The organism is Pseudomonas sp. X4, assembly GCF_040784925.1.
Taxonomy (GTDB): Bacteria; Pseudomonadota; Gammaproteobacteria; order Pseudomonadales; family Pseudomonadaceae; genus Aquipseudomonas; species Aquipseudomonas putida_Z.
In genome coordinates, this window is sequence record NZ_CP160798.1 from 2,053,553 (window position 1) to 2,078,387 (window position 24,835).

The following is a 24,835-nucleotide window of genomic DNA, read 5'->3' on the forward strand; positions in this document are numbered from 1 at the left end:
AGCGGCCCCAGGATTTCAGCGGTGCTGCTGAGCATGCTGGGGCTGCTTTGCAGCCCTTTCGCGACACAAGGCCGCTCCCACAAGGGCTGTGCGTCAACCCCGCCCCGCATTCCGCTCGGAAACCTGGCTGTTCAGCGTCCAGAAGTCATACAGCACCCCCACCAGGAACAGCCCGCCGGTAAAGAAGTAGATGATCGCGGTGATCCACTTGCCCTGATACAGCCGGTGCAGCCCAAACACCCCGAGGAAGGTCAGCAGGATCCAGGCGATGTTGTAGTCAATGCGCCCGGACTGGAACCTGAGGTCGGCTTCACGGTCCATGGACGGGATCAGGAACAGGTCGATCAACCAGCCGATGCCCAGCAGGCCCAGGGTGAAGAACCAGATGGTGCCGGTTACTGGCTTGCCGTAATAGAAACGATGCGACCCGGTAAAGCCGAAAATCCATAGCAGGTAGCCAATGGTCTTGCTGTGGGTGTCGTGAAACGGCGCCCCCTGTTGATAACTGTTCATTCATAGCCCCCGTGGGTTATCCGAAAATTTTCTAAGAAAAAATGTGACTTTCTTGTCGCAGGCCGACGTACGGCACCTGGACAATCGACCAACGGATCAAAGATTGATCAAAAAGCTGTTATAAAGTTGCGCGCCCAACACATAACTATTCATAAGAGCTTCATCTATGCCGCCTTTACTCAAGACATGGCTGACCCTCTGCCTATTATTGCCCCTGGCCGCCCACGCCACCAATCGTGAGCAACGTCTTCCCAATGGTTTTACCGGCTACACCACCAATGCCTCGGTAAGACATGCACCGGTCAAGCAGACCGCGCTGCGCACCCGCCCAAGCAATGCCGCCAGCAGCCGCAGCGTGCCCGGTGCGCCGGTCGCCGCCATGTCGCCGAAGCAGAGCAGCGATGTGCTCAGCCGTGCGGTGAATGTGCTCGGCACCCCTTATGTCTGGGGCGGCAGTAGCCCGAAGAAAGGCTTCGACTGCAGCGGGCTGGTCAAATACGCCTTCAACGACGTCGCCGACGTCGACCTGCCGCGCACCTCCAATGCCATGGCCCAGGGCCACGGCGTCAAGGTAGCCAAGGGTGACCTGAAGCCAGGTGACCTGATTTTCTTCAACATCAAGAGCCGCCGGGTGAACCACGTTGCCATCTACCTGGGCAACGACCGCTTCATCCATGCTCCACGCCGTGGCAAGCGGGTAAGCATCGACACCCTGAGCAAGCCGTACTGGCAGAAGCATTACGTGGTGGCCAAGCGAGTGCTGCCGAAAGAACAGCAGCAGCTGAACCTGGCCAAGCGCTGATCTGATCGGCGCTCTCCTGTCCGGGCCTCTTCGCGGGTAAACCCGCTCCCACAGGTACACCACAGCATTCGAAGGCTGTGTTATCCATGTGGGAGCGGGTTTACCCGCGAAAGGGCCAGCACAGGCACTATAGATCGCTGATCAGCCCCCTCTCCTTCAACCCCCGCATCGCCCCTTCCATCGTCCGCATCCCGTCCGCACCACCCGCCTGCATCACCGAACACAACTGCGCCATCCGCCCCTCCCGAACCAGGTTACGCACCGCTGACGTCACCACCAGCACTTCCCGCGCAGCAACCCGCCCACCGCCCGCACGCCTGACCAGCACCTGCGCTACCACCAGGCGCAACGACTCGGCCAGCATCGCCCGCACCAGCGGCTTCTCTTCGGCAGCGAACACCTCCACCAACCGGTCAATACTGCTCACCGCCGAACGCGTATGCACAGTCGCCAACACCAGGTGTCCGGTCTCGGCCGCGCGCAAGGCCAGGCGAATGGTTTCCAGGTCGCGCAGCTCACCGATCATGATCACATCCGGGTCCTGGCGCAGGGCACTGCGCAACCCCTGGGCGAACCCACCACAATGGCGGCCGACCTCACGCTGGTTGACCAGGCTGCGCTGGCTACTGTGGATAACTTCGACAGGGTCTTCGAGGGTGATGATATGCAGAGCCCGATCGCGGTTCAGTTGGTCAAGCAGTGTCGCCAAGGTGCTGGACTTGCCGCTGCCGGTCGGCCCACTCACGAGGATCAAGCCATCGCTGCACTGCGCAACAGCTTGAAACACATCCCCCAGGTCGAGTTCATCGAGCGTGGCGATATGCCCCGGGATCAGGCGAAAGGTGGCCGCAGGGCCATGCAACTGACGAAACAGGTTCAGCCGAAAGCGCCCCAGCACCGGCAATTCCAGCGCCAGGTCCAGCTCATCACCCTGGGCCCACTGTCGGCGCTGGTCTTCATCCAGCATGGGGGCCATGCCCTCGGTCAAGGCGGCAGGGCCCAAGGTCGGCAGGGCCATGCGCTGCAGCTCGCCATCCAGGCGCAACATCGGTATCTGGCCCGCCGCCAGGTGCAGGTCGGAAGCCCCCGCATCCACGGCCCGGGCCAACAGGTCGGTCACATCCATGAGACTCCCCAAAGGCCTTCAAGTAGGTAGAATGCCGCAAATCCCACAGCCGCCGGCATCAGTCCATGTCCACCCTAGCAGACAACCTTTCCGCTATTTCCGCCCGTATCGCCAGCGCTGCCCAGGCTGCCGGGCGTGATCCGGCCAGCGTCCAGTTGCTGGCCGTGAGCAAGACCAAGCCAGCCAGCGCCATCCGCGAGATCCACGCCACCGGCGTGTGCGATTTCGGGGAAAACTACCTACAGGAAGCGCTGACAAAGCAGCAGGCACTCGGCGACCTGCCCTTGATCTGGCACTTCATCGGCCCCATTCAGTCGAACAAGACCAAAGCCATCGCCGAGCATTTCGACTGGGTACATTCCGTGGACCGCCTGAAAATCGCCCAACGCCTCTCGGAGCAGCGCCCGGCCGGGCTGGCGCCACTGAACATCTGCCTGCAGGTGAACGTCAGCGGCGAAGACAGCAAATCCGGCTGCGCCCCCGCCGACCTGCCGGCCCTGGCCAAGGCGGTAGCCGCGCTGCCCAACCTGCGCCTGCGCGGGCTGATGGCCATCCCAGAACCCACTGATGACCGCGCCGCCCAGGAAGCCGCCTTTGCCACCCTGCGCCAATTGCAGGAAGGCCTTGGCCTCGGCCTGGACACCCTGTCCATGGGCATGAGCCACGACCTGGAAGCGGCCATTGCACAGGGTGCGACCTGGGTGCGTATCGGTACCGCCCTGTTCGGTGCCCGCGACTACGGGCAGCCCTGATTCCATGCTTTACTCACTCTTTCCCACAAGGACCTGACATGAGCAAGACTCGTATTGCCTTCATCGGCGCCGGCAACATGGCCGCCAGCCTGATCGGTGGTCTGCGTGCCCAGGGCCTGGACGCCTCGCAGATCCGCGCCAGCGACCCGGGCGCAGAGACCCGCAGTCGCATCCAGGCCGAGCACGGCATCGAAACCTTCGAGAACAACGCCCAGGCCATCGATGGTGCCGACGTCATCGTCCTGGCGGTCAAGCCCCAGGTCATGAAACCCGTGTGCCAAGCCCTGCAACCGAACCTGCAGGATGGCCAGCTGATCGTTTCCATCGCCGCCGGCATCACCTGCGCCAGCCTGCAAAGCTGGGTCGGCGCTCGCCCGGTGGTGCGCTGCATGCCCAACACCCCGGCACTGCTGCGCCAAGGCGTCAGCGGCCTGTACGCCACCGCGGAAGTATCCAGCGAACAACGCCAGCAGGCCGAGCAACTGCTGTCGGCCGTGGGCACCGCCCTGTGGCTGGAGCAGGAGCAGCAACTGGACGCCGTGACGGCTGTCTCCGGCAGCGGCCCGGCGTATTTCTTCCTGCTGATCGAAGCCATGACCGCGGCCGGCGAAAAACTTGGCCTGCCACGTGAAACCGCCTCGCAGCTGACCCTGCAGACAGCCTTGGGCGCCGCACGCATGGCGGTTGCCAGCGATGTCGATGCTGCCGAACTGCGCCGCCGTGTCACCTCGCCTGCCGGCACTACCGAAGCGGCGATCAAGTCGTTCCAGGCCAGCGGCTTCGAAGCCATCGTCGAACAGGCGCTGCAGGCTGCAGCTACACGTTCCGCCGAGCTGGCCGAACAACTGGGCAAATAAGGAGCCTTAGATGAATGCACTGTCCGGCGCCGCGATCTTCGTGGTGCAAACCCTGGTCAGCCTGTATCTGGTGATCGTCCTGCTGCGCTTCGTCCTGCAGCTGGTCAAGGCCAACTTCTACAACCCGCTGTGCCAGTTCGCCGTGCGTGCCACGCAGCCGCTGCTCAAGCCGATCCGCCGGGTCATCCCCAGCGTTGGTGGGCTGGATACCTCGTCGCTGCTGTTGTCGGTGGTCATCCAGGCGTTGCTGATGGCATTCGTGCTGATGGTCACCTACGGCACCTTCGGTGACATCCTGCACCTGCTGATGTGGGCCATCATCGGTATCACCTCGCTGTTCCTGAAGATTTTCTGGGTCGCGATGATCGTCATGGTGATCGTGTCCTGGGTTGCTCCCAACAGCCACAACCCGGCGGCCGAACTGGCCTACCAGATCAGCGAACCGGTGCTGGCACCGTTCCGCCGCATCGTGCCCAACCTGGGCGGCATGGACATCTCGCCGATCTTCGCCTTCCTCGCGATCCAGGTGATCCAGTCGTTCGTCATGCCGCCGCTGGCCGCCTACGCCGGCATGCCACAAGAGCTGTGGCGGATGATCTGAGCCTCACCTGACCCGGGTTGCTTCCAGCGACAAGCCTCTGCTTGCCGCTGGGGGTAGCGCTCTTTAGACTTACGCCTCCGTCAAGCGTGAGCAGGGTCGATGTCCACTGTCTTTCCCGAAGATTCCGTCGGTCTGGTAGTACCGCAAACCGCCCGGTTCGATGAACCGCTGGCACTGGCTTGTGGCCGCTCCCTGGCCAGTTACGAACTGGTCTACGAGACCTATGGCACCCTGAACGCCAGCGCGAGCAACGCCGTGCTGATCTGCCATGCCCTTTCCGGCCACCACCATGCCGCTGGCTACCATGCCACCACCGACCGCAAGCCGGGCTGGTGGGACAGCTGCATCGGCCCTGGCAAGCCGATCGACACAAACCGCTTCTTCGTGGTCAGCCTGAACAACCTGGGCGGCTGCAACGGCAGCACCGGCCCCAGCAGCGTCAACCCGGCCACCGGCAAGCCCTATGGCGCCGACTTCCCGGTGCTGACCGTGGAAGACTGGGTGCACAGCCAGGTGCGCCTGGCCGAGCGCCTGGGCATCCAGCAGTGGGCCGCCGTGGTCGGTGGCAGCCTGGGTGGCATGCAGGCGCTGCAGTGGACCATCAGCTACCCCGAGCGCGTGCGCCATTGCGTCGACATCGCCTCGGCGCCCAAGCTGTCGGCACAGAACATCGCCTTCAACGAAGTGGCACGCCAGGCCATCCTCACCGACCCCGAATTCCACGGTGGTTCGTTCCAGGACCAGGGCGTGATCCCCAAGCGCGGCCTGATGCTGGCGCGCATGGTCGGCCACATCACCTACCTGTCGGACGACTCGATGGGTGAAAAATTCGGCCGCGAGCTGAAGAGCGACAAGCTCAACTACGACTTCCACAGCGTCGAATTCCAGGTCGAGAGCTACCTGCGCTACCAGGGCGAGGAGTTTTCCGGGCGCTTCGACGCCAACACCTACCTGCTGATGACCAAGGCGCTGGACTACTTCGACCCCGCCGCCGCCCAGGGCGGCGACCTGGCGGCCACCCTGGCCCACGTCAAGGCGGATTACTGCATCATGTCGTTCACTACCGACTGGCGCTTCTCCCCGGCCCGTTCGCGCGAGATCGTCGACGCCCTGATGGCCGCGCGCAAGAACGTCTGCTACCTGGAGATCGACTCGCCTTACGGGCACGACGCCTTCCTGATCCCCACGCCTCGCTACATGCAGGGTTTCTCGAACTACATGAACCGCATTGCCATCTGAGGACAGCATGAGAGCCGATCTGGAAATCATCCACGACTGGATCCCCGCCGGCAGCCGGGTACTCGACCTGGGCTGCGGCAGCGGCGAACTGCTGGCCTCGCTGCGCGACCGCAAGCAGGTCACCGGCTATGGCCTGGAGATCGACGCCGACAACATCGCCGCCTGCGTGGCCAAGGGCGTCAACGTCATCGAGCAGGACCTGGACAAGGGCCTGGGCAACTTCGCCAGCAACAGTTTCGACGTGGTGATCATGACCCAGGCCCTGCAGGCCGTGGAGTACCCCGACCGCATCCTCGACGAGATGCTGCGCGTGGGCCGCCAGTGCATCATCACCTTCCCCAACTTCGGTCACTGGCGTTGCCGCTGGTACCTGGCGACCAAAGGCCGCATGCCGGTTTCGGACTTCATGCCGTACACCTGGTACAACACGCCGAACATCCACTTCTGCACCTTCGCCGACTTCGAAGAGCTGTGCCACGAGCGCCGCGCCAAGGTGCTAGACCGCCTGGCGGTCGACCACTTGCACCGCAACGGGTGGGGTGGCCGGCTTTGGCCTAATCTTCTAGGTGAGATCGGCATCTACCGCGTCAGCAGCCCGGGCCTGCAAGAACATCAGCTCGCGGTCTGACGCCCACCGGAGGAATCACCCCATGCGTCGCCTAGCCCTGTTCCTGATCAGCCTGTGCCTGGCCCTGCCGGTACTGGCTGCCGATGCTGCCCGTCCCGAGCGCAAGGAAGTGTTTGGCGACGTGACGGTGCACTACAGCGCGTTCACCTCGAGCATGCTGACACCGGAGGTGGCCGCAGCCACCGGCCTGGTACGCAGCAAGAACCAGGGCGTACTCAACATCGCCGTGCTCAAGGCCAACAAGCCCGCCATGGCGGTGGTCAGCGGCACGGTCAAGGACCTGACCGGGCGCAGCAGCCCGCTGTCGTTCAAGCAGATCACCGAACAGGGCGCGGTGTACTACATCGCCCAGTTCAAGATCGACCAGCCAGAAACCGTCACCTTCGACCTGAATATCGAAACCGGCGGCATCAGCAACTCCCTCAGCTTCAATCAGGACGTTTTCCCAGGCGAATGATGAATTTCCAGCAACTCGTATTGGCCAGCCACAACGCCGGCAAACTCAAGGAACTCCAGGCCATGCTCGGCGCGTCCGTGCAACTGCGCTCGATCGGCGAGTTCAGCCAGGTCGAGCCGGAAGAAACCGGCCTGTCGTTCGTCGAGAACGCCATCCTCAAGGCGCGCAACGCCGCACGCATTTCCGGCCTGCCGGCCCTGGCCGACGATTCGGGCCTGGCGGTGGATTTCCTCGGCGGCGCGCCGGGCATCTACTCGGCGCGCTATGCCGACGGCAAGGGTGACGCGGCGAACAACGCCAAGCTGCTCGAAGCACTGAAAGACGTGCCTGAAGCCGAGCGTGGCGCACAGTTCGTCTGCGTCCTGGCACTGGTGCGCCATGCCGACGACCCGCTGCCGATTCTGTGCGAAGGCCTGTGGCACGGGCGCATCATGTTCGAGGCCAGTGGCGAGCACGGCTTTGGCTACGACCCGCTGTTCTGGGTACCGGAGCGCAGCTGCTCCAGTGCCGACCTGGCCCCTGTGGACAAGAACCAGCTCAGCCACCGCGCCCGCGCCATGGCCCTGCTGCGCCAACGTCTGGGCCTGGCATGATCGAAACGCTGTCCACCCCCGGCGCGGCGGGCTTCACCAGCCTGCCGCCGCTGGCGCTGTACATCCACATCCCGTGGTGCGTACGCAAATGCCCTTACTGCGACTTCAACTCCCACGCTGCCGGGCCTGAACTGCCGGAAGATGCCTACGTCGCCGCCCTGCTGACCGACCTCGACCAGGAACTGGCCGCCGTGCAAGACCGGCCGATCAGCTCGATCTTCTTCGGTGGCGGCACCCCCAGCCTGTTCAGTGCCGACGCCCTTGGCCGACTGCTGCATGGCGTGGAACAACGTATCCCGTTTGCGCCGGACATCGAAATCACCCTGGAGGCCAACCCGGGCACGTTCGAGCAGGACAAGTTCAAGGCCTACCGGCAAACCGGTATCAACCGTCTGTCCATCGGTGTGCAAAGCTTCCAGCCAGCCAAACTGCAGGCGCTGGGGCGTATCCACAATGGCGATGAAGCGGTCCGCGCCGCCGGCATGGCACGCGCCGCCGGCTTCGACAACTTCAACATGGACCTGATGCACGGCCTGCCCGACCAGTCGCTCGACGACGCGCTGGACGACCTGCGCCAGGCCATCGACCTGGGGCCGACGCACCTGTCGTGGTACCAGCTGACCGTGGAGCCGAACACGGTGTTCTGGAACCAGCCGCCCGAGCTGCCCGAGGACGACATCCTCTGGGATATCCAGGAGGCCGGCCAGGCACTGATGGCCGAACACGGCTTCCGCCAGTACGAGGTCTCGGCCTATGCCCAGGCGGGGCGCGCTGCCCGGCACAACCTCAACTACTGGCGCTTTGGCGACTTCATCGGCATCGGCGCTGGTGCCCACGGCAAGCTGACCTTCGCCGACGGGCGCATCCTGCGCACCTGGAAAACCCGCCTGCCCAAGGACTACCTGAACCTGGCCAAGCCGTTCAAGGCCGGCGAAAAGCTGCTGCCAGTCGACGAGCTGCCGTTCGAGTTCCTGATGAACGCCCTGCGCCTGACCGATGGGGTGGAAGCCGAACTGTTCACCCAACGCACCGGTTTACCGCTGGCACAACTGCGCGAGGCACGCCGCGCGGCCGAACAAAAGGGCCTTTTGCAGGTCGAACCGGATCGACTGGTGGCCACGCCAAGGGGCCAGTTGTTCCTCAATGACCTGCTGCAGTATTTCTTGACCTAAGGATGACCCATGGATCTGGTACTTGATCTGCTCGCGACGGTTTCTCGCTGGAGCCGCAGCAACCTGTCGGAGATTTCACTGGCCTTGGTAGGCTGCCTGCTGGTGCTGTTCGGCACTGATATCAAAGGCTGGGTGGAACAGCGCCTGGGCGGCCTGGCGGGCGCCCTGCGCGTACCGTTCATGGCCTTGTTGGTGATGATCGGCAGTGGTGCGGCGCTGATCTATGCCACGCCTTGGGTGGTGAAAGGGCTGAGCCAGTTCAACAACTACGCGCTGGCGCCGGTGTTGCTGGTGGTACTGGTGCTGATCGGGGTGGTGGCGGATCGACGGGGCTGAGCCACGGCCTTGCACTGAACCTTGCAGGAGCGGCCTTGTGTCGCGATGGGCCGCAAAGTGGCCCCAGCACTTGCTGCCTCACCGCTGACATCCTGGGGCCGCTACGCGGCCCATCGCGACACAAGGCCGCTCCTACAATGACCGCGTAATCTGGCGAGTACAGAGATGGGTTGTAAAAGCTGCCCCGGTGAACCAGGGCAGCCCTACCACCTGACTAGCCCTTACTGGGCATCATCGAAGTGATCGCGCATGAAGTCCCGAACGGTCTTGAGCACAGTCAAGATCCGGATGAACGTCCAAACGCGGCTCAGCGCATCAAGCAAACGCTTCATATGCCTTGGCCTCCGTGTTGGCGGGCCAATCTTCCAGCATCTAACCGGCACTTCGATGCCTTCGAAAACTGTGTGGACGTTTTCGGTGAAGTGGCCAGGTTGATGGCCCTTCGAAATCAGATACCGGCACGGTTCTCAGGCCATGTCGAAGGGGCCGGAAAGCAGAATTCTTCTCCTACCCGGCCCATCACCGAATTCGTTCATACAGGAGCAGTGCGATGATAATTGGGATACGTGGCCAAAGCTGTTAACCGCGTTGACACACGTGATGCTGGATATTTCTGATCATTGACGGGCCTTTTCTGGCTGCCTATGATCCACTGACTGTGTGGATGTTTTCGGTGAGTCCCAGAGCGAAGGATACTCAGTCCTGTCGCTCACATAAAAAAACCGCCCTTCTCAAGGCGGTTTTTTTTCGCCTGCATTTCTGCACGCATCGGCATATCGAAAGGCCGTATCAGCCGGTCAATCCACCTTCTCGAACTTCAAATCCCAAACCCCATGCCCCAGCCGCTCGCCGCGGCGCTCGAACTTTGTGATCGGGCGCTCTTCCGGGCGCGGCACGTAGGTACCGTCAGCCGCACGGTTGCGATAGCCCGGGGCAGCGCTCATCACTTCCAGCATGTACTCGGCATACGGTTCCCAGTCGGTGGCCATGTGGAACACGCCACCGGGCTTGAGCTTGCGTCGTACCAGCTCGGCGAACTCCAGCTGGACGATGCGGCGCTTGTGGTGGCGCGCCTTGTGCCATGGGTCGGGGAAGAACAGCATCAGGCGGTCGAGGCTGTTGTCCGCCACGCAGCGGTTCAGCACTTCGATGGCATCGCAGTCATATACCCGCAGGTTCTTCAGGCCCTGGGTCAGCACGCCGTTGAGCAGCGCGCCAACACCCGGGCGGTGTACTTCCACACCGATGAAGTCCTGTTCAGGCGCGGCAGCAGCCATTTCCAGCAGGGAATGGCCCATGCCGAAGCCGATCTCCAGGGTGCGCGGCGCCGAGCGGCCGAACACCTGGTCGTAGTCCACCGGGCTGTCGGCCAGCGGCAGGATGTACAGCGGGCCGCCCTGCTCCAGGCCACGTTGCTGGCCTTCGGTCATGCGCCCGGCGCGCATCACGAAACTCTTGATGCGGCGGTGCGGGCGGGCTTCGCCGTCGGGGGTGATCGGCGTATCGTGCGATTCAGTCATCAGGGGCTCTTACTTGATCAGACCATCCAGCGGCGAAGAGGCGCTGGCATAGAGTTTCTTCGGCATACGGCCGGCCAGGTAGGCCATGCGACCGGCGACGATGGCGTGCTTCATGGCCTCGGCCATCAGCACCGGCTGCTGGGCGTGGGCAATGGCCGAGTTCATCAGCACCGCTTCACAGCCCATTTCCATGGCGATGGTGGCGTCGGACGCGGTACCCACGCCAGCATCGACCAGCACCGGCACCTTGGACTCTTCCAGGATGATCTGCAGGTTGTAGGGGTTGCAGATACCCAGGCCGGTACCGATCAGGCCAGCCAGCGGCATGACCGCGATGCAGCCGGCTTCGGCCAGCTGGCGGGCGATGATCGGATCGTCGCTGGTGTAGACCATCACGTCGAAACCATCCTTGACCAATACTTCGGCGGCCTTGAGGGTTTCGATCACATTGGGGAACAGGGTTTTCTGGTCAGCCAGTACTTCCAGCTTGACCAGGTTGTGGCCATCCAGCAGTTCGCGGGCCAGGCGGCAGGTGCGCACGGCTTCGACCGCGTCGTAGCACCCAGCGGTGTTCGGCAGGATGGTGTAGCGGTCCGGTGGCAGCACATCGAGCAGGTTCGGCTCGCCCGGGTTCTGGCCGATGTTGGTGCGGCGCACGGCAACGGTGACGATCTCGGCACCCGAGGCTTCGATGGCCAGGCGGGTTTCTTCCATGTCACGGTACTTGCCGGTACCGACCAGCAGGCGCGACTGGAAAGTACGCCCGGCCAGGGTGAAGGGCTTGTCGCTACGAACGTTGCTCATGGTTGTTCCTCGGGAAAAGGTTGCTGGGCTTGCAGGTGAATCGCCGGCCGGAATCAGCCGCCACCGATGGCGTGGACCACTTCGACCTGGTCGCCGTCGTTCAACAGCGTGCTGTCGTGCTGGCTACGCGGCACGATATCCAGGTTAAGTTCCACCGCGACGCGGCGCCCGGTCAGCTCCAGGCGGGCCAGCAGGGCCGCGACGCTTTCGCCAGCGGGCAATTCGTAAGGTTCACCGTTCAGTTGAATGCGCATGCGCACGGCCACCATTGTTCTTTGGGGGCCCGCATTCTAGCGCTGAACCGCCCTGCAACCCAAGGGCGCTGCACGCCATTAGTCGCGATTGTGGACCACTCGGTCAACCGAGCCGCCAGGCTGCCAGGCCCAGGCACAGCCAGCCGGCGAGGAAGCACAGGCCACCAATCGGGGTGATGATGCCGAGCTTGCCCAGGCCGCTGAGGGTCAGCAGGTACAAGCTACCGGAGAACAGCACTATCCCCACGGCAAACAGGCCGCCAGCCCAGCCGACCAGGCGCCCTGGCAGGTGCACCGAGAGCACGGCGACAGCGAAGATCGCCAGGGCATGCACCAACTGGTAGGTCACACCAGTCTGGAAGATCGCCAGATAGTCGGCCGTCAGCCGGCTTTTCAGGCCGTGGGCGGCGAAAGCGCCCAGGGCCACACCGGTGAAGCCGAAAAAGGCGGCAAGCATCAGGAAGCTGCGAAGCATGGGACGACTCCTTGGATCGGGTCTGTATAATGGCCCCTTCCACCCGTACGGCCAAGCCATCGTCATGCTGCCAACCCTTCTCCGCCGCCTCTCCCGCGCCCTGCTCTGGTTCGCTGCCGGCAGCATCGTGCTGGTGCTGGTGTTCCGCTGGGTGCCACCACCCGGTACGGCGCTGATGGTCGAGCGCAAGGTGCAGTCCTGGGTGAGTGGCGAGCCGATCGACCTGCAGCGCGACTGGGAGCCGTGGGAGAACATCTCCGATGACCTCAAGGTCGCGGTCATTGCTGGCGAGGACCAGAAGTTCGCCAACCACTGGGGGTTCGACATCCCGGCCATCCAGGCGGCGCTGGCCTACAACGAGCGCGGCGGCAGCATTCGCGGTGCCAGCACCCTGACCCAGCAGGTGGCCAAGAACCTGTTCCTGTGGTCCGGGCGCAGCTGGTTCCGCAAAGGGCTGGAGGCCTGGTTCACCGCGTTGATCGAGCTGTTCTGGTCGAAGGAGCGGATTCTCGAGGTCTACCTGAACAGTGCCGAATGGGGCAAAGGTGTGTTTGGCGCCCAGGCGGCAGCGCGCTACCACTTTGGCGTCGATGCGAGCAGGCTTAGCCGCCAGCAGGCGGCGCAGCTGGCGGCGGTGCTGCCGAGCCCGATCAAGTGGAGCGCCAGCCGGCCGAGCGCCTACGTGGCCAGCCGGGCCGGCTGGATTCGCCGGCAGATGAGCCAGTTGGGTGGGCCCAGCTACCTGATGCAGCTCGACACTTCGCGCAAGCCTTGAGGGCCTCTTCGCGGGCACGCCCGCTCCCACAGGGCCAGCATTACCCCTGAGGCCTGTGCAGTACCTGTGGGAGCGGGCGCGCCCGCGAAAAGGCCGGTAAATCTTGCGCAAAAAAAAGCCGCTCACCCTATGCGGGCCAGCGACTTTTCCTTGCAGCCAGGGCTCGATCAGGCCGCGATCAGCGCCTTGACCTTGTTCATCGCATTCTTTTCCAGCTGGCGAATCCGCTCAGCCGAAACGCTGTACTTGTCCGCCAGCTCATGCAACGTGGCCTTCTCTTCCGCCAACCAGCGCTGGTAGAGAATGTCGCGGCTACGCTCGTCCAGCCCTTGCAGTGCTTCGTGCAGGTTGCTGGTGGAGTTGTCGCTCCAGTCGGCATCCTCCAGCTGCACTGCCGGGTCGTAACGGTGGTCTTCCAGGTAATGCGCAGGCGACTGGAAGGCACTGTCGTCGTCAGCTTCCGCTGCCGGGTCGAACGCCATGTCCTGGCCGCTGAGGCGGCTTTCCATCTCGCGCACTTCACGCGGCTCCACGCCCAGGCTTTCCGCCACGCGGTGCACTTCGTCATTGTTCAGCCAGGCCAGACGCTTCTTCTGGCTGCGCAGGTTGAAGAACAGCTTGCGCTGGGCCTTGGTGGTGGCCACCTTGACGATGCGCCAGTTGCGCAGGATGAACTCGTGGATCTCTGCCTTGATCCAGTGCACGGCGAACGACACCAGGCGCACGCCCATTTCCGGGTTGAAGCGCTTGACGGCTTTCATCAGGCCGACGTTGCCTTCCTGGATCAGGTCGGCCTGGGCCAGCCCGTAGCCGGCATAGCTACGGGCGATATGTACGACGAAACGCAGGTGGGCCATCACCATTTGACGAGCGGCCTCGACATCCTGCTCATAATAGAGACGCTCGCCCAGATCACGCTCCTGCTCGACAGTCAGCAGCGGGATGCTGTTGACCGTGTGCACGTAGGCTTCCAGGTTTGCACCGGGTACCAGGGCATAGGCAGGTTGCAACGATGTGGTCATTCAAGAACCTCCGACTTACAGAACTCGCGCCTTGTGGGCGCTGCCAACATTGACCTGGAACGACGGTACAAGTTCCATAGTGAAGAATTTGTCAATGCTGGCACGTAAAAACTATCGCGGCGCCAGCTCGTTCAAATGGCGGGCCACTGCGATCCATGCACCGATATACCCCAACAGCACCGCTCCGATCAAGAGCGACAGACCATCGGACGCCGGCACCCCGCCCAGGGCGAAGTCGCTGCCGTACAGCCCGGAAAGCCCTACCACCGCCTCGTTCAGCCAGTTCAGGCCAAACGCCAGGATGCCCCATGCGATCACCCCTGCACCCAGGCCATACAGCGCACCCATGTACAGGAAAGGCCGGCGTACGTAGGCATCCGTGCCACCGACCAGCTTGATCACTTCGATCTCGGTACGGCGGTTTTCAATGTGTAGACGAATTGTGTTACCGATTACTAACAGCAGGGCAGAAATCAGCATCACGGCCAGGCCAAAGACAAAGCGGTCACCCAGCTTGAGGATGGCCGCCAGGCGCTCGACCCAAACCAGGTCGAGTTGCGCCACTTCCACCCGCGGCAGCTCCGACAGGCGCTGACGCAAGGCTTCAAGGGCCGGCTTGTCGACTTCGGTAGGGGTCACCACCACCACGCCAGGCAGCGGGTTGTCAGGCAGCTCACGCAGGGCTTCGCCCAGGCCGGACTGTTGCTGGAACTCCTCCAGCGCCTGCTCGCGGCTGACATACTGCGCGTCGGCCACGCCAGTCATGCCCTTGATCTCGTCGCGCAGCGCCTCGCCTTCGCGGCTGCCGGCATCGAGCTTGAGGTACAGCGAAATCTGCGCGGCGCGCTGCCACGAGCCGCCAAGCTTCTCGACGTTCTTCAGCAGCAGCGACAGGCCCATGGGCATGCTCAGCGCCACCGCCATCACCAGGCAGGTGAAGAAGCTGCCGATCGGCTGCTTGCCCAGCCGACGCAGGCTGTCGGCCATGCTGGCACGGTGGCTTTCCAGCCAGGCATGCAGCAGGGTGCGGAAATCCGGGCCGTCATCGTCGTCGTGCTTTTTCTTTGCCGGTTGCGGGTCGGCCGGTTTCGGCGCAACCCGCTCGGAAACCTTCGGCGTACGTGTAGTGCTCATTGCCCGGCCTCCCCATCGCCGATCAAGCGGCCGCGCTGCAAGGTCAGCATGCGGTGGCGCATGCGCGCAATCAGTGCCAGGTCGTGGCTGGCGATCAATACCGTGGTACCCAGGCGGTTGATGTCCTCGAACACCCCCATGATCTCCGCGGCCAGGCGCGGGTCGAGGTTACCGGTGGGTTCGTCGGCCAGCAGCAGGGCTGGCTGGTGAACGATGGCGCGGGCGATGCCCACCCGTTGCTGCTGCCCGGTGGACAGGTCGGCCGGGAACAGCTCGCCCTTGTCGGCCAGCGACACTCGCTCCAGTGCCGAGTCCACGCGCTTGGCGACCTCGGCCTTGGACAGGCCGAGAATCTGCAGCGGCAAGGCGATGTTGTTGAACACCGTGCGGTCGAACAACAGCTGGTGGTTCTGGAACACCACGCCGATCTGCCGGCGCAGGAACGGGATCTGCGAATTGCTGATCTGGCCCAGGTCCTGCCCGGCCAGCATCAGCTTGCCGCTGGTCGGGCGCTCCATGGCCAGCAGCAGGCGCAGCAAGGTGCTCTTGCCCGCGCCCGAGTGGCCGGTGACGAACAGGAATTCGCCCCGGCGCGCCCGGAAACTCAGCTCATGCAAACCCACATGACCATTGGGATAGCGCTTGGCAACCTGTTCGAATCGGATCATGTTCAGTCTCGCTCGGCGAACAGAGCCTTGACGAACGGCTCGGCTTCGAAGGTACGCAGGTCGTCGATGCCTTCACCGACACCGATGAAGCGGATCGGCAGCTTGAACTGCTTGGCCAGGGCGAAGATCACCCCGCCCTTGGCAGTGCCGTCCAGCTTGGTCAGGGCCAGGCCGGTCAGTTCGACGCTCTGGTTGAAGTACTTGGCCTGGCTGATGGCGTTCTGGCCGGTGCCCGCATCGAGCACCAGCAGCACCTCGTGCGGCGCCTCGGCGTCGAGCTTGCCGATGACCCGGCGGACCTTCTTCAGCTCTTCCATCAGGTTGTCTTTGGTGTGCAGGCGGCCAGCGGTGTCGGCGATCAGCACGTCGACGCCACGGGCCTTGGCGGCCTGTACGGCATCGAAGATCACCGAAGCGGAGTCGGCGCCGGTGTGCTGGGCGATCACCGGGATCTGGTTACGCTCGCCCCACACCTGCAGTTGCTCGACCGCAGCGGCACGGAAGGTGTCGCCAGCAGCCAGCATCACTTTCTTGCCTTCGAGCTGCAGCTTCTTGGCCAGTTTGCCGATGGTGGTGGTCTTGCCGGCGCCGTTCACACCGACCACCAGGATCACATAGGGCTTGTTCTGCGCCTGTACCACCAGCGGCTGCTCGACCGGGCGCAGCAGCGCAGCCAGTTCTTCCTGCAGCGACTTGTACAGGGCATCGGCGTCGGCCAGCTGCTTGCGGGCAACCTTCTGGGTCAGGTTCTGGACGATGGTGGAAGTGGCTTCCACGCCAACGTCGGCGGTCAGCAGTCGGGTTTCGATTTCGTCGAGCAGGTCGTCATCGATGACTTTCTTGCCCAGGAACAGGCTGGCCATGCCCTCGCCGATGCTGGCGCTGGTCTTCGACAGGCCCTGCTTGAGGCGGGCGAAGAAGCCGGGCTTGGCCTGCTCGGCCTGCGCGGCGACCGGGGCTGCAGCCACAGGGGCAGCAGGCTCTGGTGCAGGGCGTTCCGGGATGGCGGGCGGCGCTTTCGGCTCCAGATCCGGCACCAGGGCCACGGGCTCTTCGGCAACCGGCAGCACCAGGTTGCTGACCGGCGCGACCGGCTCGACGACCGGGGCCGCCTCGACAGGGGCTGGCTCGACCGGGGCCGCCTGCAAGGGCATGGACGCGACCGGCTGCGGTGCAGGTGCCACCAGTGGCTGGGACGCGACCGGCTCGGGTTCAGGGGCCTGCAACGGCTGGGAAGCAACCGGTTCGGGGACAGGGGCCTCGACCACCGGGGATTGGACGGGTGCGGCGACCTGCTGCGGTTCTGTCAGCTGCGGTTCTGTCAGCTGTGGTGCCGCAGGGGCCTGAACGGGTTCAGGGGCCTGTGGCGCTTCGGCAGTAGCCCCCTCGACCGGAGCGGCTGCAGGCTGCTCGACGGCTGGGAGTTCATTCGCGGGCACGCCCGCTTCCACAGGTTGCTGCGGTTTCTTGCGAAACCAGCTGAACAGGCCTTTCTTCTCACCAGCCTCGGCCGGCGCTTTTTTGTCGTCGTTGGAACCAAACATGGAAGACGGCTATCTCAGGGTAGCGATGGGCCAGCTATGGCGCATCGGAAATTCTCTCTACGCAGAACAGACTATCTTGAAGCCGGCTGGTTCATGCGCAACGTTTTGTCTTAGTGTCCTGCGGGCCAGAACGGCGACAGGCATGGTCGCCAGGCAACCGGATCAGTATCCTAGCACCTCCTGGCCCGCCGACGCTAAACCAGTGGGCCGCCGAACAGGTTAAACACCGTATGAATGCTCTAGCCCGCCGCGCCGCTGGCCTGTTGCTCGGCACGCTCTGCCTGCCGCTCGCGGCCTTCGCCGCCGATGTGCAACCCTCCCACGAATTCATCCTCGACAACGGCCTGAAAGTGGTCGTGCGCGAGGACCACCGCGCCCCGGTGGTGGTCTCGCAGATCTGGTACAAGGTTGGCTCCAGCTACGAAACCCCGGGCCAGACCGGCCTGTCCCACGCGCTGGAACACATGATGTTCAAGGGCAGCGCCAAGGTCGGCCCCGGCGAGGCTTCGCGCATCCTGCGTGACATTGGCGCCGAAGAAAACGCCTTCACCAGCGACGACTACACCGCCTATTACCAGGTGCTGGCGCGCGACCGCCTGCCGGTGGCCCTGGAACTCGAGGCCGACCGCCTGGCCAGCCTGCGCCTGCCCGCTGACGAATTCAGCCGTGAAATCGAGGTGATCAAGGAAGAACGCCGCCTGCGTACCGACGACCAGCCCAACTCCAAGGCATTCGAGCTGTTCCGCGCCATGGCCTACCCGGCCAGCGGCTACCACACCCCGACCATCGGCTGGATGGCCGACCTGGAGCGCATGAAGGTCGAGGAACTGCGCCACTGGTACGAATCCTGGTACGCCCCCAACAACGCCACTCTGGTGGTAGTCGGCGATGTCACCGCCGATGAGGTCAAGGGCCTGGCGCAGAAGTACTTCGGCAGCATCCCCAAGCGTGCCGTGCCGCCGGCCAAGTTGCCGCTCGAACTGGCCGAACCAGGCCAGCGCCAGCTGACCCTGCACGTGCGCACCCAGTTGCCGAGCCTGATCTACGGTTTCAACGTACCTGGCCTGTCCACCGCCAAGGACCCGCGTACGGTGCATGCCCTGCGCCTGATCTCGGCGCTGCTCGACGGCGGCTACAGTGCCCGCATGCCGGCACGCCTGGAACGTGGCCAGGAACTGGTGGCCGGTGCCTCTTCCAGCTACAACGCCTTCACCCGCGGCGACAGCCTGTTCCTGATCTCGGCCACGCCGAACGTGCAGAAGCAGAAAACCCTCGCCGATGTCGAGAAAGGCGTCTGGCAGCTGCTGGATGAGCTCAAGACCACCCCACCCAGCGCCGAAGAGCTGGAGCGCGTACGCGCCCAGGTCATAGCCGGCCTGGTCTACGACCGCGACTCCATCAGCAGCCAGGCCACCACCATCGGCCAGCTGGAAACCGTCGGCCTGTCCTGGAAGCTGATCGACAGCGAGCTGGACGAGCTCAAGCGCGTGACCCCGCAGGACATCCAGAACGCCGCGCGCACCTACTTCACCCGCGAACGCCTGAGCGTTGCCCATGTATTGCCCGAGGAGTCCGCTCATGAGTGATCGCCGCGCACCACGCCCAACCCTGCTGGCCACGGGCATCCGCGCCCTGGCGCTGGCGGCGGTGCTGGCCGCCCCGGCCATGGCCGACAACGCCGCCAAGGCCGACAGCAACGCGGCACGCCCGGCCAACACCTTGCAGTCGCTGGCCGAGCTGGATGGCAAGGCGCCCAGCCGGCGCCAGTTGAACATCCAGCACTGGAGCACCGCCGAAGGTGCCCGGGTACTGTTCGTCGAGGCCCGCGAACTGCCGATGTTCGACCTGCGCATCACCTTCGCCGCCGGCAGCAGCCAGGATGGCGGCACGCCAGGCCTGGCTGCCCTGACCAACGCCATGCTCAACGAAGGCGTGGCCGGCAAGGATGTGACTGCCATCGCCGAAGGCTTCGAGGGCCTGGGCGCCGACTTTGGCAACGGCTCCTACCGCGATATGGCCGTGGCCTCGCTGCGCAGCCTCAGCGCCAAGGACAAGCGCGAACCGGCGCTCAAGCTGTTCGCCGAGGTGGCTGGCAAGCCGACCTTCCCCGAAGACGCCCTCAAGCGCATCAAGAACCAGATGCTGGCCGGCTTCGAGTATGAAAAGCAGAACCCCGGCAAGGTCGCTGGCAAGGCCCTGTTCGCCAAGCTCTACGGCGACCACCCCTACGCCCACCCGAGCGACGGCACCGCCGAAAGCATCAGCGGCATCACCCTGGCACAGCTGCGCGCCTTCCACGCCAAGGCCTACACCGGCGGCAACGCAGTCATCGCCCTGGTCGGCGACCTCAGCCGCGCCGAGGCCGAAGCCATCGCCGCCCAGGTATCAGCTGGCCTGCCCAAGGGCCCCGCGCTGGCCGCACCGGCCCAACCCGGCGAAGCCAAGGCAGGCCTGACCCACATCGACTTCCCGTCCAAGCAGACCCACCTGATGCTGGCCGAACTCGGCATCGACCGCCAGGACCCGGACTGGCCGGCCCTGTCACTGGGCAATCAGATCCTCGGCGGCGGTGCGTTCGGCACCCGGCTGATGAGCGAGGTGCGTGAAAAGCGCGGCCTGACCTACGGCGTGTACTCGGTGTTCAGCCCGATGCAGGTGCGAGGCCCGTTCATGATCAACCTGCAGACCCGTGCCGAACTCAGCGAAGGCACGCTCAAGCTGGTGCAGGATATTCTCGCCGACTACCTCAAGGTCGGCCCCACCCAGCAGGAGCTGGACGATGCCAAGCGCGAACTGGCCGGCAGCTTCCCGCTGTCCAATGCCAGCAACGCCAGTATCGTCGGCCAACTGGGTGCCATTGGCTTCTACAACCTGCCGCTGACCTGGCTGGAGGACTTCATGCAGCAGTCCCAGGCCCTCACCGTCGAGCAGGTAAGAACGGCCATGAACAAACACCTGTCAGCCGATAAACTGGTGATCGTCACCGCTGGCCCGAAAGTGCCGCAAAAACCGCTGCCAGCACCCACTGACAAGCCCTCCGAGCAGCCGCTCGGGGTACCGGAGCACTAATGCCAAGATCCACCCCTCCCGCCCGCCCGCAACCGGGCCAAAGCAAGGGCCAGGGCCACCTGCGCATCATCGCCGGCGAATGGCGCAGCCGCCGTCTGGCGGTGCCGGAAGGCGAAGGCCTGCGGCCAACGCCCGACCGCGTGCGCGAAACCCTGTTCAACTGGCTGGCGCCCTATATCGAGGGTGCCCGCGTGCTGGACGCCTTCACCGGCAGCGGCGCCCTGGTGCTCGAAGCCCTGTCCCGCGGGGCCGAGGACGCCGTCGCGCTGGACAGCAACCCGGCGGCCATCGCCAACCTGAAGAACAACCTCGAGATCCTGCGCTGCCCGCGCGGGCAAATCCTGCAGACCGACGCCCTGCGCTATCTGCAAGGCCCGGCCAAGCAGCAGTTCGACGTGGTGTTCCTCGACCCGCCGTTCCACCAGGACCTGCTGGCCGACACCTGCAACCTGCTGGAACAGAACCAGTGGCTGCGCGAGCAAGCGTGGGTCTACACAGAAAGCGAGGCTGCCCCGTCGACCTTGCAATTGCCAGGTAACTGGCGCCTGCATCGAGAGAAAAAGACCGGCGAGGTACATTACGCGCTCTGGCAGCGGGGCTAATTATTTAAAGCAGGTGCAGCACCCTTGTCGCTGAAGCTGTTCGGGTTCACATCAACCAGAGCACTTCAGCGATGACCTCACCACCTACTTCGCCACCCGACCTGGGCCAGGTCTCTGCGGGGCTTGCCGCCTTGTCCTGCACCACTACCTCGCCATTGCAGCACTTCACGCTGGAAAACGGCCTGTCCGTTTACTTGCGGGAAAATCACAAGACATCTCTGGCCGCAGTCCAACTCTGGTACCACATAGGCTCAAGCCATGAGCCTGCCGGCCACACGAACCTGTCACACGTACTGGAGCACCTGATTTTCGCAGGCAGCAGCAAACTGCCCGCCGGCCAATACAGCCGGGTGATCGCACGTATAGGGGGCAATGCCAATGCCACCACCCACCTGGACGCCACCTCCTATGAAATCTCGCTACCGGCCAGCCGCCTGCCCATAGCGCTGGAAATCATGGCCGACGCCATGAGCACCGCAACCTTCGGCCAAGCGGAGATGGAAAGGGAGATAAAGGCGGTGGAGGACGAGCGCCGGCTCAAGCTGGACGTCCAGCCCGACCGACAGGCATACGATCAGCATAACGCTCTGGCCCATGGCACCAGCCCTTATGCAGGCCCGAGCTTCGGTTATCCGGCAGACCTGGACAGCATCGACCTGGCGGCGCTGCGAACCTGGTACAGGTCCTGGTATCAGCCCAACAACGCAACGCTTGTGGTAGTCGGCAGCGTTGACCTGCCAACGCTCCGGCAGCATGTGGAGCGTTACTTCGCAGGCATGCCGAAAGCGCCTGTCGCCGACCGGCCTGTTCCACGCCATGACACTCAACTGCAGGCCCGCAGCCACACCGTAAGCCTGCCAGGGTTACGCGAGGGGCTGTTCATGTCATTCAACGTTCCAGGCCGAGCAACAGCCCCCGACGCCAAGACATCGCTTGCCCTGACCCTGCTTTGCGACTTGCTTGGCGTAGGTTTCAGCTCCCGGCTGTACAGCGACCTGGTACGGGACAGGCGCCTGCTTACAGGTGTGCGAGTGACCTACGAGCCCTTGGTACGTGGCGACACGCTGTTGACGATTTCAGCCTACGTGAACACCACCCACGCCACACCGGAAGACGCCGCCCAGGCCGTTTACGAGCATGTGCAGGCGCTGCGCAGCGTTGCCTTGCCGGAAGCAGAGCTGCAGCGCGCCAAGTTGCGCATGCTCGCCCGACGGCTATTCGACCTTGACGCGCTCACCGCCCAGGCAGACGAGCTGGGCGCCGCTGCCGCCGCCGGTTTGCCAGCATCGGTGATTGACGAGGACTGCCCTCTCATCCGGGACCTCGACAGCGCGACAGTGCAACAGGTGGCGGTTGCCTATTTGGGGCGCGAACGGCTGACCACAACCTACCTTCGGCCAGGAGTGCCAGCATGAGCCCAGACAACTTGACGACCACCCGACCAATGCTGTGCGACGGCCCAACTACCGACACCGCCTTGGAGGCCATGGCCAACCTGGAATCGGCCAAGGAAATCGAGCTTGGCCAGATACCGCCCCTGCAAGCCGCCGCCGAGTGTTGGCAAACCGCCGGCGGCGCAAAGGTCAGCTTCATCGCAGACCATGACCGCCCGATGTTCGACCTGGCCTTGCGCTTTCGAGCCGGCAACGTGCTTGACGGTGCCAACCCAGGCCTGGCTGCGGTTACCCTGTACAGCCTCGACCAAGGGACCGGGGAGCTCGATGCAGCACAGTTTGCCGAGCAGCTGGCCGGGCACGGGGCCATCCTCGGCAGAAGGATCACCGATGACAGTGCCGTCATCTCACTCCGCTGCCTGAGCTTGCCCGCGATACGCGCCAACGTGATGCAACTGTTCACCCAGATGCTGGCATATCCTGCTTTCAGGGAGCCTGACGTGGCGAAAATCCGGGAGCGGCTGGCTTTCAACCGGGTCCGACAGGGCAGCCACCCCCTGATACGGCTTGCCAACACCACGATGGCTCATGTTTTCCGTGATCATCCGTACGCTGCCAGCGCCACCACGACGGCCAGTGGGATCGTCAATGTCGAGCAGATCAGGGACTTCCACCAGAAGGCTTACTCGGCGAACAATCTGGATATTGGCCTGGTGGGGGACCTGAGCCGCAATGATGCGGAGCAACTGATCGACGTACTCACCCGTGCCCTGCCGCAGGAGTGGGCCGCCGCCGCCCCGCCGCCACTCCCCGAACACCCGCCACTCATGCAGCACCTGACCGCCGCCGGCAGCGCCACCCGGGCACTGTTGACGTTGTCCTCGAAAGCTTCGCCAAGCAGCCCGCTATTTCCGGCCTTGACGCTGCTCAACGTGATACTTGGCACCAGCTATGAATCACGCCTGACGCAAGAGTTGCGAACCCTGCGCAGCCTGACCTACGCCATCTACTCCGACCTCAACCCGCTGGATGCGGCATGCCTGCTGCAAATTCATTGGGACATCGCCCCGCAGTACCGGGATGCGGCAGCGGCCCTGGTGTCGGGGATTGTCGCGTGCCTGCGCGAACGAGGCCCAAGCCAGGCAGAATGCGACATCGCTGTGAACGAAATTGCGGCCAAGCTGCATCACGACCTTGCAGACAGCGCCAAACTGGCCAGAGCACTTGCGACTTACAGCCACCAAGGGCTGCCAGGCGATCACCTTGCCACTTTTCTTGACAGGCTACAGTCGCTCACGCCTGCGAACCTGCGTGAAGCCGGGCAGGTGTGGTTGGGCAACGCGACGCAAGTGCTGGTGACCGTAGGCCCCGAGTCAGTGCAGCTGCCACTGCCGGAAACAATGAAGGACGACCAATAGCGCAGGTACATCGGGGTTTTTCCATGGCATTCTAGGCACGCACAACATGAGTCGCCCACATGCCCAGCCCCAGCGCAACGTTCCGTCCAGCCCTCGGCCTTGCCAATCCCCACTTGCAAACCTTGTGGGGGCCATTGTGGCGAAAACTGCCAGAGCTGCAGCGCAACCGCGAGCGGCTATGGCTGGCCGATGGCGACTTCATCGACCTGGACTGGCACGGCCCGCACCAGCCCCACGCGCCGTTGGTGCTGGTGCTGCACGGTTTGACCGGCTCCTCCCACTCGCCCTACGTCAAAGGCTTGCAGCAAGCGCTGCAAGGCCGCGGCTGGGCCAGCGTGGCGGTGAACTGGCGCGGTTGCTCGGGCGAGCCCAACCTGCTGCCACGCAGCTACCATTCCGGCGCCAGCGAAGACCTGGCCGAAATCGTCAGCCACCTGCGCGCCCAGCGCCCGTTGGCGCCGTTGTATGCGGTGGGTTATTCGCTGGGGGGCAATGTGCTGCTGAAATACCTGGGCGAAAGCGGTGTCGCCAGCCAGTTGCAGGCTGCGGTGGCAGTGTCGGTGCCGTTTCGCCTGGACCACTGCGCCGACCGCATCGGCCAGGGCTTCTCAAAGGTGTACCAGGCGCATTTCATGCGCGAGATGCTGGCTTATGTGCAGCTCAAGCAGCGGCACTTCCACGACAAGGGCCAGCATGAAGGACTGGCGACGCTGCAACGGCTGGGCCCGTTGGCCAACCTGCGCACGTTTTGGGATTTCGACGGCAAGGTCACCGCACCACTGAACGGTTTTCGCGATGCGCACGACTACTACCGCCGCTCATCGAGTCATTTCTTCCTCGGCCAGAACCGCACGCCGACGCTGATCATCCACTCCAGCGATGACCCTTTCGTCTCCGGCCACAGCCTGCCAACGGCCCGCGAACTGGCGCCGCAGACCCGCTTCGAACTGCACAGCCGCGGCGGCCATGTGGGCTTTGTCGACGGCAGCCTGCGCAACCCGGGCTATTACCTGGAGCGGCGGATTCCACAGTGGTTGGTGGAGGGTCAATAGGAGCTGCGGTTTTCATTGGCAGTACCGG

General features: G+C 64.0%; 27 protein-coding genes. 17 read left to right on the forward strand and 10 right to left on the reverse strand.

The window, feature by feature from the left end; genetic code table 11:
• Nucleotides 1-93: 93 nt before the first annotated feature.
• Nucleotides 94-513, reverse strand: a complete 420-nt coding sequence (locus tag ABX298_RS08950; RefSeq protein ID WP_013974614.1) for a TM2 domain-containing protein — start codon at nt 511-513, stop codon at nt 94-96.
• Nucleotides 514-679: 166 nt separating this feature from the next.
• Here ABX298_RS08950 and ABX298_RS08955 point away from each other — a divergent pair, with 166 nt between their 5' ends.
• Nucleotides 680-1,315 (forward strand): C40 family peptidase, encoded by a 636-nt coding sequence (locus ABX298_RS08955; protein ID WP_025340966.1) that lies wholly within the window; start codon nt 680-682, stop codon nt 1,313-1,315.
• Between the two features lie 127 nt (nt 1,316-1,442).
• Here ABX298_RS08955 and ABX298_RS08960 read toward each other — a convergent pair whose 3' ends face one another.
• Nucleotides 1,443-2,441 carry a type IV pilus twitching motility protein PilT gene (locus tag ABX298_RS08960; RefSeq protein ID WP_367394322.1) on the reverse strand — a complete coding sequence of 333 codons (999 nt, stop codon included), beginning with the start codon at nt 2,439-2,441 and terminating at the stop codon, nt 1,443-1,445.
• 65 nt (nt 2,442-2,506) lie between these two features.
• Between ABX298_RS08960 and ABX298_RS08965 the strand changes: the two genes are divergently transcribed.
• The 9 genes from ABX298_RS08965 to ABX298_RS09005 all read left to right on the forward strand — a co-directional run bounded on the left by ABX298_RS08965 (nt 2,507) and on the right by ABX298_RS09005 (nt 9,076).
• Nucleotides 2,507-3,193, forward strand: coding sequence for a YggS family pyridoxal phosphate-dependent enzyme (locus ABX298_RS08965; RefSeq protein ID WP_367394323.1), 687 nt, complete (start codon nt 2,507-2,509; stop codon nt 3,191-3,193).
• A 38-nt stretch (nt 3,194-3,231) separates the two neighbouring features.
• The gene (proC, locus tag ABX298_RS08970) at nt 3,232-4,050 is read left to right on the forward strand and encodes a pyrroline-5-carboxylate reductase (RefSeq protein WP_367394324.1); all 819 of its coding nucleotides are present in this window, start codon (nt 3,232-3,234) and stop codon (nt 4,048-4,050) included.
• A gap of 10 nt (nt 4,051-4,060) precedes the next feature.
• Nucleotides 4,061-4,651 (forward strand): YggT family protein, encoded by a 591-nt coding sequence (locus tag ABX298_RS08975; RefSeq protein ID WP_013974619.1) that lies wholly within the window; start codon nt 4,061-4,063, stop codon nt 4,649-4,651.
• Nucleotides 4,652-4,750: 99 nt separating this feature from the next.
• Nucleotides 4,751-5,890 carry a homoserine O-acetyltransferase gene (locus tag ABX298_RS08980; protein WP_025340970.1) on the forward strand — a complete coding sequence of 380 codons (1,140 nt, stop codon included), beginning with the start codon at nt 4,751-4,753 and terminating at the stop codon, nt 5,888-5,890.
• A 7-nt stretch (nt 5,891-5,897) separates the two neighbouring features.
• Nucleotides 5,898-6,518, forward strand: coding sequence for a methionine biosynthesis protein MetW (gene metW, locus ABX298_RS08985; protein WP_015272149.1), 621 nt, complete (start codon nt 5,898-5,900; stop codon nt 6,516-6,518).
• Nucleotides 6,519-6,540: 22 nt separating this feature from the next.
• On the forward strand, nt 6,541-6,975 hold the full coding sequence (locus tag ABX298_RS08990) for a DUF4426 domain-containing protein (protein WP_003257823.1): 435 nt from the start codon (nt 6,541-6,543) through the stop codon (nt 6,973-6,975).
• Nucleotides 6,972-7,568: an RdgB/HAM1 family non-canonical purine NTP pyrophosphatase gene (gene rdgB / locus ABX298_RS08995; protein ID WP_003257822.1), complete on the forward strand. Its 597-nt coding sequence runs from the start codon at nt 6,972-6,974 to the stop codon at nt 7,566-7,568. Before ABX298_RS08990 ends, rdgB begins: the two co-directional genes overlap by 4 nt.
• On the forward strand, nt 7,565-8,740 hold the full coding sequence (gene hemW, locus ABX298_RS09000; RefSeq protein ID WP_367394325.1) for a radical SAM family heme chaperone HemW: 1,176 nt from the start codon (nt 7,565-7,567) through the stop codon (nt 8,738-8,740). The genes rdgB and hemW overlap by 4 nt, the downstream gene beginning before the upstream one ends.
• A gap of 9 nt (nt 8,741-8,749) precedes the next feature.
• Entirely contained in the window at nt 8,750-9,076 is a 327-nt protein-coding gene (locus ABX298_RS09005; protein ID WP_003257821.1) for a DUF3392 domain-containing protein, read from the forward strand.
• A gap of 797 nt (nt 9,077-9,873) precedes the next feature.
• Here the strand turns inward: ABX298_RS09005 and trmB are convergent.
• From trmB to ABX298_RS09025, 4 genes are all read right to left on the reverse strand, one after another.
• Nucleotides 9,874-10,596: a tRNA (guanosine(46)-N7)-methyltransferase TrmB gene (gene trmB / locus ABX298_RS09010; RefSeq protein ID WP_013974624.1), complete on the reverse strand. Its 723-nt coding sequence runs from the start codon at nt 10,594-10,596 to the stop codon at nt 9,874-9,876.
• A gap of 9 nt (nt 10,597-10,605) precedes the next feature.
• On the reverse strand, nt 10,606-11,400 hold the full coding sequence (locus ABX298_RS09015) for a thiazole synthase (protein ID WP_013974625.1): 795 nt from the start codon (nt 11,398-11,400) through the stop codon (nt 10,606-10,608).
• Between the two features lie 53 nt (nt 11,401-11,453).
• On the reverse strand, nt 11,454-11,654 hold the full coding sequence (gene thiS / locus ABX298_RS09020) for a sulfur carrier protein ThiS (protein WP_003257817.1): 201 nt from the start codon (nt 11,652-11,654) through the stop codon (nt 11,454-11,456).
• A 103-nt stretch (nt 11,655-11,757) separates the two neighbouring features.
• Complete coding sequence (locus ABX298_RS09025; protein WP_015272153.1) at nt 11,758-12,129, reverse strand: DUF423 domain-containing protein; 372 nt, start codon at nt 12,127-12,129, stop codon at nt 11,758-11,760.
• Nucleotides 12,130-12,193: 64 nt separating this feature from the next.
• Between ABX298_RS09025 and mtgA the strand changes: the two genes are divergently transcribed.
• Complete coding sequence (gene mtgA / locus ABX298_RS09030) at nt 12,194-12,904, forward strand: monofunctional biosynthetic peptidoglycan transglycosylase (RefSeq protein WP_367394326.1); 711 nt, start codon at nt 12,194-12,196, stop codon at nt 12,902-12,904.
• Nucleotides 12,905-13,071: 167 nt separating this feature from the next.
• Here mtgA and rpoH read toward each other — a convergent pair whose 3' ends face one another.
• The 4 genes from rpoH to ftsY all read right to left on the reverse strand — a co-directional run bounded on the left by rpoH (nt 13,072) and on the right by ftsY (nt 17,272).
• Complete coding sequence (gene rpoH, locus ABX298_RS09035) at nt 13,072-13,926, reverse strand: RNA polymerase sigma factor RpoH (RefSeq protein WP_003249083.1); 855 nt, start codon at nt 13,924-13,926, stop codon at nt 13,072-13,074.
• A 111-nt stretch (nt 13,927-14,037) separates the two neighbouring features.
• The gene (gene ftsX, locus ABX298_RS09040) at nt 14,038-15,060 is read right to left on the reverse strand and encodes a permease-like cell division protein FtsX (protein ID WP_075046656.1); all 1,023 of its coding nucleotides are present in this window, start codon (nt 15,058-15,060) and stop codon (nt 14,038-14,040) included.
• Complete coding sequence (gene ftsE / locus ABX298_RS09045) at nt 15,057-15,728, reverse strand: cell division ATP-binding protein FtsE (RefSeq protein WP_013974630.1); 672 nt, start codon at nt 15,726-15,728, stop codon at nt 15,057-15,059. The genes ftsX and ftsE overlap by 4 nt, the downstream gene beginning before the upstream one ends.
• Before the next feature lie 2 nt (nt 15,729-15,730).
• Nucleotides 15,731-17,272, reverse strand: coding sequence for a signal recognition particle-docking protein FtsY (gene ftsY, locus ABX298_RS09050; protein WP_286100720.1), 1,542 nt, complete (start codon nt 17,270-17,272; stop codon nt 15,731-15,733).
• A 230-nt stretch (nt 17,273-17,502) separates the two neighbouring features.
• Between ftsY and ABX298_RS09055 the strand changes: the two genes are divergently transcribed.
• The 6 genes from ABX298_RS09055 to ABX298_RS09080 all read left to right on the forward strand — a co-directional run bounded on the left by ABX298_RS09055 (nt 17,503) and on the right by ABX298_RS09080 (nt 24,807).
• Nucleotides 17,503-18,858: a pitrilysin family protein gene (locus ABX298_RS09055; RefSeq protein WP_075046658.1), complete on the forward strand. Its 1,356-nt coding sequence runs from the start codon at nt 17,503-17,505 to the stop codon at nt 18,856-18,858.
• Nucleotides 18,851-20,341 (forward strand): M16 family metallopeptidase, encoded by a 1,491-nt coding sequence (locus tag ABX298_RS09060; protein WP_367394327.1) that lies wholly within the window; start codon nt 18,851-18,853, stop codon nt 20,339-20,341. The genes ABX298_RS09055 and ABX298_RS09060 overlap by 8 nt, the downstream gene beginning before the upstream one ends.
• Nucleotides 20,341-20,943 carry a 16S rRNA (guanine(966)-N(2))-methyltransferase RsmD gene (gene rsmD, locus ABX298_RS09065; RefSeq protein ID WP_367394328.1) on the forward strand — a complete coding sequence of 201 codons (603 nt, stop codon included), beginning with the start codon at nt 20,341-20,343 and terminating at the stop codon, nt 20,941-20,943. The genes ABX298_RS09060 and rsmD overlap by 1 nt, the downstream gene beginning before the upstream one ends.
• A gap of 71 nt (nt 20,944-21,014) precedes the next feature.
• The gene (locus tag ABX298_RS09070) at nt 21,015-22,358 is read left to right on the forward strand and encodes a M16 family metallopeptidase (protein WP_367394329.1); all 1,344 of its coding nucleotides are present in this window, start codon (nt 21,015-21,017) and stop codon (nt 22,356-22,358) included.
• The gene (locus ABX298_RS09075; RefSeq protein ID WP_367394330.1) at nt 22,355-23,755 is read left to right on the forward strand and encodes a M16 family metallopeptidase; all 1,401 of its coding nucleotides are present in this window, start codon (nt 22,355-22,357) and stop codon (nt 23,753-23,755) included. The genes ABX298_RS09070 and ABX298_RS09075 overlap by 4 nt, the downstream gene beginning before the upstream one ends.
• 59 nt (nt 23,756-23,814) lie before the next feature.
• A complete protein-coding gene (locus ABX298_RS09080) occupies nt 23,815-24,807 on the forward strand; it encodes a hydrolase (protein ID WP_085592481.1) in 993 nt (330 codons plus the stop codon).
• Nucleotides 24,808-24,835: the final 28 nt, after the last annotated feature.

Coding starts and splice junctions, on each gene's coding strand:
- ABX298_RS08950 (WP_013974614.1), bottom strand. CDS start 513: ATGAACAGTTATCAACAGGGGGCGCCGTTTCACGACACCCACAGCAAG.
- ABX298_RS08955 (WP_025340966.1), top strand. CDS start 680: ATGCCGCCTTTACTCAAGACATGGCTGACCCTCTGCCTATTATTGCCC.
- ABX298_RS08960 (WP_367394322.1), bottom strand. CDS start 2,441: ATGGATGTGACCGACCTGTTGGCCCGGGCCGTGGATGCGGGGGCTTCC.
- ABX298_RS08965 (WP_367394323.1), top strand. CDS start 2,507: ATGTCCACCCTAGCAGACAACCTTTCCGCTATTTCCGCCCGTATCGCC.
- proC (WP_367394324.1), top strand. CDS start 3,232: ATGAGCAAGACTCGTATTGCCTTCATCGGCGCCGGCAACATGGCCGCC.
- ABX298_RS08975 (WP_013974619.1), top strand. CDS start 4,061: ATGAATGCACTGTCCGGCGCCGCGATCTTCGTGGTGCAAACCCTGGTC.
- ABX298_RS08980 (WP_025340970.1), top strand. CDS start 4,751: ATGTCCACTGTCTTTCCCGAAGATTCCGTCGGTCTGGTAGTACCGCAA.
- metW (WP_015272149.1), top strand. CDS start 5,898: ATGAGAGCCGATCTGGAAATCATCCACGACTGGATCCCCGCCGGCAGC.
- ABX298_RS08990 (WP_003257823.1), top strand. CDS start 6,541: ATGCGTCGCCTAGCCCTGTTCCTGATCAGCCTGTGCCTGGCCCTGCCG.
- rdgB (WP_003257822.1), top strand. CDS start 6,972: ATGATGAATTTCCAGCAACTCGTATTGGCCAGCCACAACGCCGGCAAA.
- hemW (WP_367394325.1), top strand. CDS start 7,565: ATGATCGAAACGCTGTCCACCCCCGGCGCGGCGGGCTTCACCAGCCTG.
- ABX298_RS09005 (WP_003257821.1), top strand. CDS start 8,750: ATGGATCTGGTACTTGATCTGCTCGCGACGGTTTCTCGCTGGAGCCGC.
- trmB (WP_013974624.1), bottom strand. CDS start 10,596: ATGACTGAATCGCACGATACGCCGATCACCCCCGACGGCGAAGCCCGC.
- ABX298_RS09015 (WP_013974625.1), bottom strand. CDS start 11,400: ATGAGCAACGTTCGTAGCGACAAGCCCTTCACCCTGGCCGGGCGTACT.
- thiS (WP_003257817.1), bottom strand. CDS start 11,654: ATGCGCATTCAACTGAACGGTGAACCTTACGAATTGCCCGCTGGCGAA.
- ABX298_RS09025 (WP_015272153.1), bottom strand. CDS start 12,129: ATGCTTCGCAGCTTCCTGATGCTTGCCGCCTTTTTCGGCTTCACCGGT.
- mtgA (WP_367394326.1), top strand. CDS start 12,194: ATGCTGCCAACCCTTCTCCGCCGCCTCTCCCGCGCCCTGCTCTGGTTC.
- rpoH (WP_003249083.1), bottom strand. CDS start 13,926: ATGACCACATCGTTGCAACCTGCCTATGCCCTGGTACCCGGTGCAAAC.
- ftsX (WP_075046656.1), bottom strand. CDS start 15,060: ATGAGCACTACACGTACGCCGAAGGTTTCCGAGCGGGTTGCGCCGAAA.
- ftsE (WP_013974630.1), bottom strand. CDS start 15,728: ATGATCCGATTCGAACAGGTTGCCAAGCGCTATCCCAATGGTCATGTG.
- ftsY (WP_286100720.1), bottom strand. CDS start 17,272: ATGTTTGGTTCCAACGACGACAAAAAAGCGCCGGCCGAGGCTGGTGAG.
- ABX298_RS09055 (WP_075046658.1), top strand. CDS start 17,503: ATGAATGCTCTAGCCCGCCGCGCCGCTGGCCTGTTGCTCGGCACGCTC.
- ABX298_RS09060 (WP_367394327.1), top strand. CDS start 18,851: ATGAGTGATCGCCGCGCACCACGCCCAACCCTGCTGGCCACGGGCATC.
- rsmD (WP_367394328.1), top strand. CDS start 20,341: ATGCCAAGATCCACCCCTCCCGCCCGCCCGCAACCGGGCCAAAGCAAG.
- ABX298_RS09070 (WP_367394329.1), top strand. CDS start 21,015: ATGACCTCACCACCTACTTCGCCACCCGACCTGGGCCAGGTCTCTGCG.
- ABX298_RS09075 (WP_367394330.1), top strand. CDS start 22,355: ATGAGCCCAGACAACTTGACGACCACCCGACCAATGCTGTGCGACGGC.
- ABX298_RS09080 (WP_085592481.1), top strand. CDS start 23,815: ATGCCCAGCCCCAGCGCAACGTTCCGTCCAGCCCTCGGCCTTGCCAAT.